Origin of the sequence: Pontivivens ytuae (assembly GCF_015679265.1) — a bacterium.
Lineage (GTDB): Bacteria > Pseudomonadota > Alphaproteobacteria > Rhodobacterales > Rhodobacteraceae > Pontivivens > Pontivivens ytuae.
This window is the reverse complement of sequence record NZ_CP064942.1, coordinates 3,294,560-3,305,987: the sequence shown is the minus strand read 5'-3', so window position 1 is coordinate 3,305,987 and position 11,428 is coordinate 3,294,560. Positions and strand designations below refer to the sequence as shown.

At 67.2% G+C, this 11,428-nt stretch carries 11 protein-coding genes and 1 pseudogene; 6 read left to right on the top strand and 6 right to left on the bottom strand.

From position 1 onward, the window contains the following. Window positions 1–41 precede the first annotated feature (41 nt). The 3 genes from I0K15_RS16385 (at window position 42) to ubiG (ending at window position 2,752) form a co-directional block, all read left to right on the top strand. Window positions 42–866 carry a protein phosphatase 2C domain-containing protein gene (locus I0K15_RS16385; RefSeq protein ID WP_196102558.1) on the top strand — a complete coding sequence of 275 codons (825 nt, stop codon included), beginning with the start codon at window positions 42–44 and terminating at the stop codon, window positions 864–866. Between the two features lie 442 nt (window positions 867–1,308). Further along, on the top strand, window positions 1,309–2,067 hold the full coding sequence (locus I0K15_RS16380; protein WP_230374159.1) for a methyltransferase family protein: 759 nt from the start codon (window positions 1,309–1,311) through the stop codon (window positions 2,065–2,067). Further along, complete coding sequence (gene ubiG / locus I0K15_RS16375) at window positions 2,045–2,752, top strand: bifunctional 2-polyprenyl-6-hydroxyphenol methylase/3-demethylubiquinol 3-O-methyltransferase UbiG (protein WP_196102556.1); 708 nt, start codon at window positions 2,045–2,047, stop codon at window positions 2,750–2,752. Before I0K15_RS16380 ends, ubiG begins: the two co-directional genes overlap by 23 nt. A gap of 75 nt (window positions 2,753–2,827) precedes the next feature. Here ubiG and I0K15_RS16370 read toward each other — a convergent pair whose 3' ends face one another. Continuing rightward, window positions 2,828–3,259, bottom strand: coding sequence for a MarR family winged helix-turn-helix transcriptional regulator (locus I0K15_RS16370; protein WP_196102555.1), 432 nt, complete (start codon window positions 3,257–3,259; stop codon window positions 2,828–2,830). A gap of 112 nt (window positions 3,260–3,371) precedes the next feature. Between I0K15_RS16370 and I0K15_RS16365 the strand changes: the two genes are divergently transcribed. The 3 genes and pseudogenes from I0K15_RS16365 to I0K15_RS16355 all read left to right on the top strand — a co-directional run bounded on the left by I0K15_RS16365 (window position 3,372) and on the right by I0K15_RS16355 (window position 6,286). Beyond that, the gene (locus I0K15_RS16365) at window positions 3,372–3,869 is read left to right on the top strand and encodes a nuclear transport factor 2 family protein (protein WP_196102554.1); all 498 of its coding nucleotides are present in this window, start codon (window positions 3,372–3,374) and stop codon (window positions 3,867–3,869) included. 2 nt (window positions 3,870–3,871) lie between these two features. Further along, a pseudogene (locus I0K15_RS16360) lies at window positions 3,872–4,553 on the top strand (type 1 glutamine amidotransferase domain-containing protein). A 254-nt stretch (window positions 4,554–4,807) separates the two neighbouring features. Continuing rightward, window positions 4,808–6,286: a tannase/feruloyl esterase family alpha/beta hydrolase gene (locus I0K15_RS16355; protein WP_230374158.1), complete on the top strand. Its 1,479-nt coding sequence runs from the start codon at window positions 4,808–4,810 to the stop codon at window positions 6,284–6,286. 53 nt (window positions 6,287–6,339) lie between these two features. On the opposite strand, the gene I0K15_RS16350 is transcribed toward I0K15_RS16355, so the two are convergent. The 5 genes from I0K15_RS16350 to I0K15_RS16330 form a co-directional block, all read right to left on the bottom strand. Further along, window positions 6,340–7,497, bottom strand: coding sequence for a hypothetical protein (locus I0K15_RS16350; protein ID WP_196102553.1), 1,158 nt, complete (start codon window positions 7,495–7,497; stop codon window positions 6,340–6,342). Between the two features lie 7 nt (window positions 7,498–7,504). Then, complete coding sequence (locus I0K15_RS16345; RefSeq protein ID WP_196102552.1) at window positions 7,505–8,188, bottom strand: hypothetical protein; 684 nt, start codon at window positions 8,186–8,188, stop codon at window positions 7,505–7,507. Between the two features lie 12 nt (window positions 8,189–8,200). After that, the gene (locus tag I0K15_RS16340) at window positions 8,201–9,949 is read right to left on the bottom strand and encodes a S8 family peptidase (protein ID WP_196102551.1); all 1,749 of its coding nucleotides are present in this window, start codon (window positions 9,947–9,949) and stop codon (window positions 8,201–8,203) included. Then, window positions 9,950–10,507 (bottom strand): hypothetical protein, encoded by a 558-nt coding sequence (locus tag I0K15_RS16335; protein WP_196102550.1) that lies wholly within the window; start codon window positions 10,505–10,507, stop codon window positions 9,950–9,952. It abuts the gene before it with no gap. 61 nt (window positions 10,508–10,568) lie between these two features. Next, complete coding sequence (locus I0K15_RS16330; RefSeq protein ID WP_196102549.1) at window positions 10,569–11,399, bottom strand: hypothetical protein; 831 nt, start codon at window positions 11,397–11,399, stop codon at window positions 10,569–10,571. Window positions 11,400–11,428 lie beyond the last annotated feature (29 nt).

Sequence of the window (11,428 nt, the reverse complement as noted above, 5' to 3'; positions counted from 1 at the left end):
GGTCGCGCCGACGAATTGGCTGACCTTGGATTGGGCGCGCTATGCATTTCGAGACACTCCAGACGATCAGCGTGAACGGGTGCGCGCAAAAGCCGAACGACGATCGCTGCGGCGCGACGGCACGGCTTGCCTGGGTCATCGATGGCGCCACCGACATGGGCCCGCCGGGCTTGCTGGGGCAGCAGGGCGGCGCGTCCTGGTTGGCCTCCACGGCCAGCAATGCCTTCGCCGCCACGCAGGCCGACGACGTCGAGGCGACTTGTCACGCCGTCTTCACCCACATCGAGGATCGGTTCGAGCGACAGAAGACGCGGGAGGTCGCCGCCCCTTGGGAAGTCCCCAAGGCGGCCTTCGGAGTGGCGCAGCTCACAAGCCACGGCTTGTCGGTGGCATGGGCCGCGGACAGCCCGATTCTACACATCTCCGGCCAAGACGTCCGGTGGTGCACCGGTGAGCCGGACACTAGCGCCGAAGCCGCGGATGCACGCGCGCTCGGCCCCGGCATCGGCGCTGCGGCTGAACTCCCCCAAGCCGTCCTCGACGACCGCCGCGCCCACCGCGCCCGGAACGGCCACGTCGCCCTCAGTTCTGACGCGAAGGCATCGTCTGCGGCCACACGCTTCGCGCATCATCCGATCGCTGCCGGCGACGAACTGCTCCTTATGAGCGATGGCTTCGCGAGCCTCGTCACGGATTACGGACGGTACACGGCCCACGAACTCGCGGCCGCGGTCCGATCGGAGGGGCTGGGCGCGCTCCTGCACGACATCCGAACCATCGAACGAGAGGATGCCGACTGCCTGCGCTACCCCCGCTTCAAGGTCAGCGACGACGCAACCGCGCTTTGGTTGAGGGTTGGGAGGTGAACTGGCTCGACAGGCGTGTTTCGCTCAATTTGGACAAGCTCAAGTGACAAACAGGGTGCTTTCCTAGTTCTCGCGCTCGCTACCACTAGAGGCTTGGCCATCGGCTCCGATTCCAGCGAGCAGTGCGGCTCCTCAGATCGGGCGCGTTTTCGGACACTGAGCTTTCAGCGGTCGCCTTGCGGAGCTGGTGAGCACCTCATCTACAGCCGTTGATCCGCAGGCTGGTTGCCTCTTGTTACAGCAGAACGAGACGAGCGTGTCGCGAAGGCCAGTGACGTGTGCTTTGACCTTGATGTGGAGCAGACATGTCTTCGCGATCTTCCAAAAGCCTTTCGCTGACAAGAGAAGCAACCTGAAGGGCCGTTCATGCAGACGAAGCAACTGATTGCTCTGGGACATCGCGCCCCATGGCTGTTGATCTCTCGGTCCTATGTCCGTCTCCATGACTTCGTCACGACGTATCACCATCGCCCTCGCTTGGGGCGCCGCCTGCCACGGTGCTTTCGCCATCGGCGTGGGCCTCATGATCTACCACCTGTTCTTTGGCCTGTTGCAGAGCTGGGGCGCGGTGCCGTGGCCGTGGGCGATCGGTGCGAACCTCGCGCTGCTGACCCAGTTCCCGCTCGCGCACTCGTTGCTGCTCACGCCGCGGGGCAGGAAGATCCTCGCGCTCATCGGCCCGGATGAGCGGCTGGCCACGACGAACTACGCCCTGATCGCCTCGCTTCAACTCGCTCTGCTCTTCGCGTTCTGGACACCCTCGGGCGTGATCCTGTGGCAGGCCGAGGGCGCTCTCTTCTGGACGATGTGCGCCGCCTACGCCGTAGCGTGGGGCTACCTGATGCTCGCCATCCTGCAGAGCGGCGTTCAGCTCCAGTCCGGAATGCTCGGCTGGCTCGCCATGGCCCGGGGGCGCGATCCGCAGTTCCCTGACCTGCCGACCCACGGCCTCTATCGCGTCACCCGGCAGCCGATCTATTTGGGCTTCGCGCTCACGCTCTGGACGATGCCGACCTATACGCCCGATCAGCTCGCGCTCGCTGTGCTCTGGACCGCCTATTGCGCTCTCGCGCCGCGCCACAAGGAGGCGCGCTTCGAGAAGATCTACGGCGACCGGTTCCGCGCCTACCGGCAGCGCGTTCCCTACTGGCTCCCCTTCCCACGAAAGGCCCCGCAAGATGGCGAAACCCCAGCGCAATGACCTGACGATCTACGACGACGTGGCGGAGAAGTGGTGGTCCGACGACATCCGCTGGGTCCGGACGTTGAAGAACATGGTGCCCGGGCGGCTGTCCTACTTCGATCGCTTCATCGACTGGCAGGGCAAGGCGGTGCTCGACCTCGGCTGTGCCGGAGGGTTCCTGGCCGAGGCGCTACACGACCGTGGGGCGAAGGTGACCGGCATCGACCCGGCGAAGGAGGCGATCGCGGCGGCGCGCGCCCATGCGGCCGAGACCGGGCGCGACATCACCTACGACGTCGGCACCGGCGAGGCGCTGCCCTATGCCGATGCGATCTTCGACGCGATCGCCTGCGTCGATGTTCTCGAGCATGTTGCGGACCTCCAGCAGGTGCTGCACGAGGTGGCGCGTACGCTGAAGCCTGGTGCCCTGTTTCTCTACGACACGATCAACCGCAACCCGCTGTCCCGCCTCGCGGTAATCACCATGGCCGAGGACGTCCTGCGCCTGCTGCCGAAGGGGACCCACGATCCGGCGATGTTCATCACGCCCGATGAGCTCCGCGACGGGCTTGAGAAGGCGGGGCTGACGCCCGGTGAGAGCACCGGCCTCGGCCCTCGCGGGCTGACTCGGCGCGGCGATCCAACCTTCGGCCGCCTGCCGCTCAAGACGATCATCTACATGGGCACGGCGCGGAAGGAGTGACCGACGCGCCGAGGCAGCAAGCCTCGTTACGCCGGGGGCTGCGCAGCATATCCAGCGGCTCACAAACCGCGGCGGTTACTTCTCCCCACAATGCGCCGCCAGTTCGGCGTTGAGGCTCTCCAGGAACCGTTCGACCGCTTGCCGCTCCGCCGGACTCAGTTCGTTCGCGATTGCGTCGATCGCTCCGGCCATCGGGATCAGGTCCAGCTCGGCAGCCTTCCACGCCCCCGCCGCAAGCGACACGGAATAGCTGCGCCTGTCGTTCCTGCTCGGCGTCCGTTCGATCATCCCCTTGTGCTCCAGACGGTCGATCAGGGCCGTGATCGAGCCGGACGGCATGTGGAGGCGCGCGCCGATCTCACCGGGCGTGAGTGGTCCGTTCACCTGAAGCTGCTCGAGGCACGCGACCTCGGCGAGGCCGATCTTCATCCGCCGCGCCGCGTAGGCCGCAAAGCTGTAATGCAGCGCCGCGTGTTGCTGCCAGAGCGACAGGATCATGCTGGGCATGGGCCCTCCAACTCTCTCGGAAATCGAGAATAAAGATAGATGGGATTTGCCTTTCCGGCCAGCGGCCCGATGTCGTGCCTTGATTGATCCCGAAAGTCATATGGAGAAAATCATGAGGCTTATCAGAACCCTCACGGCGAGCTTGACTGCGGCCGTAGTGTTCTCGACCGCCGCTCTCGCCGGCCCCGCGGAGAACGCCGCCGGCAGATTCTTCGAGCGCTACGATGCGCAGGACGTGGACGGGATGGTCGAGCTTTTCGCCGAGGGCGCATCCGTTCACTACGTGCCCTTCGGCCCGCCGGGATCGCTGGAGGAGGTCGGGGTCGCGGGCTGGCGCGGTCTCATCGACGCGTTCCCGGACCTCTCCAACGACGTCCGATCCATCCGGGAGACGGCGGACGGCCGCTTCGCCTACGTGGATGTCGACATCTCCGGAACACAGGCGAAAGACGCCTTCGGGATCGAGAACCAAGGCCGGTCCTATGACGTCCGCCACCTCTTCGTCGTCGGCATCGATGAGGAGGGCCTGATCACCGAGATGACGGCGTTTTGGGACAACGCGACCTGGTTCCGGCAACTCGGCCGGACCGACCTGACGGCGGGAGAGTGACGATGGACAAGCGTATCCTGATGGTGATGACCTCGCACAACCGCCTCGGCGGCACGGGGGAGAAAACCGGCCTCTGGATCGAGGAGTTCGCCGCGCCCTACTACGTCTTTCGCGATGCGGGCGCGACGGTGACCCTCGCTTCGCCGAGGGGTGGGCAGGTGCCGATCGATCCGAAGAGCGAGAGCGATGACGCGCAGACCGACGCGACCCGGCGGTTCGCGGGTGACGACGAAGCGCAGGCGGCTCTCGCCTCGACCAAGCGACTGTCCGATATGAACGCCGCCGATTTCGATGCGGTCTTCTACCCGGGCGGACACGGCCCGCTGTGGGACCTGGTGGACGACACCGACTCCATCCGCCTCATCGAGGCGTTCTGGTCGTCTGACAAGCCGGTCGCGGCAGTCTGCCATGCGCCGATCGCCTTCAAGAATGCAACCTCGCAAGGTGCGCCCCTCGTGAAGGGCCGCCGCGTGACGTGCTTCACCAACGGTGAGGAGGACATGGTCGGCCTGACCGAGGTCGTGCCGCATCTTGTGGAGGACACGCTGCGCGACCTCGGCGGCGATTATGCCAAGGGGGCAGGACATGGCCCCGTTCACCTGCCAGGACGGCCACCTGATCACGGGCCAAAACCCGCCCTCGTCTGAGCCTACCGCGCGCCTCGTGCTCGACGCGCTGTCCTAGGACCCCGCTCACAAGGTGGCTTTTAGTTAATGCTTAAGCACTTGCTCGAGCTCTTAGTAATCCAGCTATCACGTGGTACTGCCGACACTGCATGAATCAAGCTAGAGACCCAGTCAAAAATGCGCAGCTCAATGCGGTCACGGTTTCGTTCACCGCGCGGCTGCTGTTCCGGGTCTCGATCTTTGATCCACGCTCCGCTTGCGCGAACGTCTTCGCGGGGCAAAGCTGAGCCTACAACCAGCGGGAGAGCCGAGATGACCAGACAGCAAGCACATGCATGGATGCTGGGCGGCGCGATCGCCCTGGCGATGGCAAACGCCGCTGCGGCTCAGGACGCCAGCACCGGTGACGAGACCTGCACTGCTTTGACGAATCTCGCCCTCGACGGGGGTCATGTCAGTTCCGCGAGGGTTGTTCCGGCATCCTCCGATGGTCCCTACGGCGCCCTGCCTGCCTATTGCGAGGTTCGGGCGCACGCCCGACCGGCGATCTCCGTCGAGGTGCGTCTGCCGATGCCCGAGGCCGAGCCCGCGTGGAACGGTCAGCTCTACCAGACCGGGTGCGGGGGCTTTTGCGGCATCCTGGGGCGTGCCGACGCGGGCGGCGGCTTCATCAACGCCATGGGTCCGGGCCTGGCGCGGGGCTACGCCACGGCGACGTCGGATAGCGGTCATCACGGGCTGTCGGTGCTCGACGCCAGTTGGGCGCAAGAGAATCCGCAAGCGGAGCGCGACTGGGGCTGGCGGTCGGTCAGCGAGACGAACCGCGTGGCGGGTGTCCTGATCGACGCCTTCTACGGCAACGCGGCCGACACCTCGCTGTTCCAGGGCTGCTCAACCGGCGGGCGGATGGCGATGCGGGCGGCGCTCAAGGATCCGACGATGTTCGACGGCATCATCGCCGGGGCGCCGGCGATGGATTATCCCGGTCTCGTCGGGACCAAGATGGCCTACCTGGTGCAGGCGAACGACGCCGGGGACGGCACGCGCCACCTCGGGGCGGACGATGCCGCGCTGATCGGCGAGGCGGTGCTCGCGCAGTGCGACGCAGTTGATGGAACCGAGGACAACGCTGTAGGCGATCCCGCATCCTGCACCCCCGACCTGACGGCATTGGCCTGCGAGGCGGGCTCTGACGAGGCCTGCCTGACCGAGGCCGAGATAGCGGCTCTCGACATCTGGCGCGAGGGGCCGCGCAATGCGGCCGGAGAACAGCTCTATCCGGGTGGTGTGCCCGTCGGGTCCGAGGCATTCTGGCCCCTCTGGATGACCGGGGCGGAGGAAGGTGCGACGCCGCTCGTCGAGCTCTTCGCCGCCAACTTCCTCGCGCACATGGCCTTTCCGGAGGATCCCGGCGTGGGTTACGACCCGCGGTCCTTCGACGTCGAGGCAGACCCGGCGCGCATGGCGGCGGCGGCAGCGACGTATAACGGCGATGATCCCGACATCGCCGCCTTTCACGAGGCGGGCGGGCGGATGATCGTCTGGCACGGATGGGCCGATCCGCTGGTCACACCGCAAAAGACCGTCGACTGGTACGACGCAGTAGGCAGCACGATCGGCGAGGACGCCCGCAGCGAAGCCGTATCACTGCACATGATCCCGGGTCTCGACCATTGCGGCATTCAGGCGGGCCCTGCCGGTGTCACGCAGGCGGACCTCGATCCCCTTAGTGCGCTCGAGGCCTGGCTCGAGACCGGGACGCCGCCCGAAAGCCTTAGTGCGGGGCAGTGAACAACGGCCGCCACTGAGGTGATCAGTGCTGAGCCCTCCTGCGTGCACGTCGCCTACCGATCGCGGCTGCAGAGACGGGGAACGAGGCCGGGTGTGGCACGGGCAAGGTTCGCGGCCTGCTTGACCACGTCCAGACGGGTGCGGTTGGTCCGCAGAAGCCCGAACGACCAGTAGTAGACTTCGGCGACGCCGAGGCGGTCGGAGGCCGCGAGGGCATGCCACATGTCGGTCCGGCTCTTCGAAGATCCGCCCGAGAGCCCCATCACGATAGGCTTGCCCAGAAGTCCGTAGTTCTCCACGGCCCATCGCTGGATCTTGCCCGGGAAGGACCCGGTCGGGTAGGCCTGCGGCAGGGCGTAGTCGGTGGCGCGGATCAGCGGACCGACCTTCGGTCGAACGGACTTCGCGACGATATGCGTGGTGCCGACGCAGCAGGGCTTCGCAGCCAGCGCGGGTTTCACCACGGTGTCGACGAATCCGGGATAGGTCGAGGCGCTGCGCTTGGTCCACGGTTCCTCGGCATCGAGCAGCAGTGAGCGGGCACCGGCGCGGCGGCATAGAGCGAACATGGTGGCCGCCATCTCGTCGACCCAGCGCTCGGTCGGCGTGATCCAGGTCATGAAGTGGATGCGGGCGCCGCAGGACTTCAGCTCGGCGATCGCCGCGTCGAAATTCGGTCCGGGTGTGGCTGTGCGGTAGACGCGGAACGCTCCATTGGTGCGGAAAGCGGTGTGGGCATAGGAGATGTCATTGGTGCCGATCACGATGTCGGTCGGCCGCAGGTCGCAGAGCTGCGCGCGGCGCCGACGGGCGCGCGCCGAAGTTCCGACCACGGTGTTGGTATTGGTGTGCACCCAGACTCGGCGGATGTTCTGGAAGGAGGTGAGCGGCCCGCGCGGCAGGCTCGGGGTGGATGTCGCGGCGAGGATCTCGCCGACGCGCGCGTTGAAGAACCTCCACATCTCGACGAGGTCGGTGGCGCCGGGCTCCCCCGCAGCAATGGGCCGGCCGTTTCGGTCGGGGAAATGGGTGAAAAAGGCGAGATCGGTCAGGAATTCGCGACTGCGCAGGCCAGCGCGGATCGCGGCCTGCACGACTCCGGGCCACAGGATCGGCCCTTGGCCGATGATGCTGCGGATCTGCGGTGCGAGCCCCGCGTCCCAGGCCTCGGGCGCGGCATCGGCGAAGGCGGCTGGCGGGAAATAGAGCATGGCCGCCTCACGTCCTTGCAACGCGGCGGTTGATCTTCGCCCTCACGCCCGGCCCGCCAAAGCCCTTGTAACCGGAGAGGATCAGCGAGAACGTCTCGTGATGGTTGGAGCTCGGCCATGGCTCATCGACGAAGATGTCGAAGGGCACCTCGATCACCGGAAACTCGCGGATCCCGAGCCTGCGCCAGGCCTCCGGCGCCCTGTGAGTCTTGTAGGGCAAGGGTTCGGACACGGTGATACGCGTGTCGGAGTTGAGGCGCGAGCGGCGCCCCCCGGCATCGAACCGGAACTGCGCGAGCACTTCGGGACCGTTGTAACGCACATAGGCGCGAAGCTTGATGTTGACCGCCTCGATCTCGACCACGCGGGTCGTGGTGCGGTACGAGAAGAACCGCCAGTTCGACCGGCTCCACTTGTAGTCGAGGTTGGGCTTGTTGGGCTTGCGAACGCCAAAGACCTTATCGGTGAAATTGGTGGTGACACCGCCTCGCGTGAACGGGGTGACAATGTCCTTGACGATCTGGTAGCCGAGTGCGGCCCAGTCCGCCGTGCTATCCCTGTCAGGGAGCAGTTCCGGCTCGGCGTGTTCACCGCGGGCTTCGATGAAACTGCGAAAGCCGTCGCGGTCGCCCCAAGCCTCGCCGGGGCCGATGCGGTGCTCGTTCGGGTCGTGCTGGATATGTGCGGGCATATCGGGATCTCCTCAAAGGTGTTGCGGGTGACGGGCGAGCGCGCGGGCGGTGTCGACGGCGGCTTCGACGTCGATCATCCCGGCGCCGAGGCGGGGGATGTCGGCCTGGGCAAGAGGACGCAGGGGCGTGGCGGTGCCGATGAGCGCACGGCGAAGCTGAGCCGCGTCGAGCCTGCCCTGCCCCGCTTGAAGACAGAGCGCACAGACCCCGGCAACGAACGGTGCGGCCTGAGACGCGCCGGACATCCGGGTGAGGCCAGGGACGGGGCGCTCCTCGCCGGGTGGGGTTGAGCGCGCCGCTTCGATCCGCACACCCGGGGCGAGGACATCGGGCTTCGTGCGCCCGTCGCGGGTCGGGCCGGCCGAGGCGAAAGACGCGGGCGCGGTGAAGGGCGATCTCTGATCCGCGGCGCCGACCGCAATGGTCAGGAAGCCGTTGCAGATCGAGCCGATCGTGCAGGACGTCTCGATATCGCGGGCGCTGAAGCGGGACTGGCCGCGTCGCCCGCCCCGGTCCCGCTCGATCCAGGCGTGGAAGCGGCCGTCGGCGACCTCCGTACCCTCGACCTGCACCCTCCAGCGCCCAGACGGCGCATTTGTGTAGAGGAACACGTCGAAGTGGTGATCGGGCGTGTTGGGATCGAAGGCGCGGTGATAGGCGCGGCCGACCTCCTCGCCGGAGGGCTCATGGAACGTCACCGCCTCACCCAGCGCGACGGGGATCGGCGTTCCATCCGGGGACGCGATGGCGATGTCGAGCCGGTCGCGGTTGGAATACCAGAGTTCGAGCTCATTCCCGGTGCGGTCGCCGCGCGACACGATCCAGTCGAGCGTTCGGCGGCGACCGGGCGCGAGGCGGCCTGCACTGTGGGCACCCGCGCGGAAGTAGTTGCCGCCGGACTGGACGATCTGGGTGTTGCGGCGGCCGGCAACGAAGGCATCGAGGGCGCGCTCCACAAGGGTCAGGCCGGTATGTGGGCCACCGTGGCGCCCGATGGACATGTTGATCACGAGGGGCTTGTCGGCCGCGGTGCGCGCGATGAAGTCGACCGCCTCGAGGATGCGCACGCTATCGCCCAGATTGGCGAGGCCGGAGAGGGGCGAGGAGGCAAGGTGGACGAAGACGAGCTCCGCCTCCGGCGCGACGCCGCTCTGCGCATCGGGGCGGGCGGATCCTGCTGCGATGTCAGCGACGTGGCTGCCATGGGTGCCGATCCCGGTGTCGGCATCGCCGGGATGGTAGCCGAGCGCGTCATAGGGATGGCGCTCTGCCAGCGATCGGTCGATCTGGCGCTTGGTGAAGACCTGACCGTAGCCGTAGGGCGCGGGTCGGGAGGTGCCACGGGGCGGCCGACGCTGGTCCCAAAGTGCGGTGATCCGGCTCCGGCCCTCTGCATCGAGAAACGCCGGATGGGCCACGTCGAAGCCCCAGTCGATGATGCCCACAACCACGCCTCGGCCGGTTTCGCGCAGGCCCAGCGGGCGGCGAGAGACCTGGAGGCCGAGCCCTTCGCCCAGCGCAGGGTTGGGCGGACGTTCCAGTTGCAGAAGCCGGGGCGCCTTGAGGGAGGCAACGGTTGGATCGGCCCAGACCCGTCGGATGTCGTGGCGCGCAAGCCTCAGCGTGCGGATTTGCCCGAACCGGGTGACCTCGCGCGCGCCGCGTGGCAGGCGGGTTCGGCCGGGAGCGAGGCGGGCGACCGCCTCGAGGATCTCGGCCCGGTCGCCGCCGCGGGTGAGCTGCTGCAGCGCCGGGTCCATCTACACGCCCTTCGGCCGCGACCTGCGGCGAGGCTTGGCGGGCGTAGGTGCGCCACCGGGGTCGGCTGGGTCGAGAAGGGCGCGCAGGCGTGTCTCGAGGGCTGCCGTCGCGCGGTCGCCGGTCAGCCCGAAGGCTGGAGCAAGGACGGCCAGCGGTCCCTCACCTCCCGCCTCCGAAATGGCCCTGGCATAGGCCGTTCTGGCGCGGATCGAGGTGATCCGCTCGCCCACCAGCGCCTCGTGCAGCACGGTAATCGCCGTGCGCAGGGTATCGAGTTCGTCCAGCCGCCGCGCGAGCCCGCGCGCCCGGTCGCCGAGCGCCTCGAGATAGGAGTTCAATGCCTCCTGATCGGCGATCAGGGCCTCAAGGTCGGGGGCGTCGGCGCGCTGCATGGCGTCGTCCTTCTCCTCCGGTGCGTCCGGGTCCGGCGGGAAGTGGGCGAGTGCGGATGTGAGCGCTTTCGCCACCGCCCGGACGCGCGCCAGCGAGATATGCGCGTCGCGCAGACAGTGAACGAGCAGCCCGGTGCGGTCCTCCCGCGAACGGGGCGCGAGCATGGCGATCTCCCAGAGTTGCGTCGAACTTGGCGTCCCCCGAGCTCAGGGGACGCGGCGATTGTCAGGCGGAGAGCCGCTTTTGCATCCAGGCAAAGAAATCGGCCTCGACATCCGCGGTCTCGTCTGCGGCGGCGACGAGATTGCTGTGGTGGCTGTGAGCCGCAAACAGAAGGTTCCGTAGATTGCCGCTCCAAGTCACCGTGTCGGCGTTGGCGGGCGGGAAATTGGGCAGGCCGGTGGTCATCGCCCAGGCCATTTCCATGTTTTCCAGCACATCCCGCCCCGCACTGGCCTGGGCCGGGGTGACGCCGACGGCAAACATTCGGCCTTGTGGCTGCGCCGACGCGCCGTCATTGCCCTGCTCACCGTTCTTCTGGTCGCCGTTGCCGCCCCGATCGCCCTGGCCATCGTCGGCCTGACTGTTGAGGATCCATTGGATGCGGACTGCTCGCTGCGCATCCGTGACCGGCTGACCGTCGCCGAGACCCTGCGCGGCGCGTATATCCGCGTCGATCACCGCCTGAAGGCCCGCGAGATTGTCGAGGACCGCCGGGGATATGCCGTCGAGCCGGTCATCGTCGCCGAGGATCAGCGGCTTCGCGTCCGGGCCGGTCTTCTTCATCTCTTCAGCGAATTCCGCCTTTCGGGCAGCGAACCCCTCGGCGTCGGGCGTGATGTTGTAGACCCGCGAGACCGCCGTGTTGAGCGTACTCTCGACGGTTTTCAGCTCTACGGTCTTGGCCACGACCTCGTTCAAGGCGGCCTCGCGTCCCTCACGCTCAGTCCGCTCGGCCTCGTATTGCCGCAGCGAGCCGATGGCGCCGATCACGCCGGGCTGGCTGGCCAGAAGGGCGTTGGTCGGGTCCGAGCCCTCCCGGCTGGCGAAGGCCACTCTCAGAACATCTACCATTTCTCCGTCTC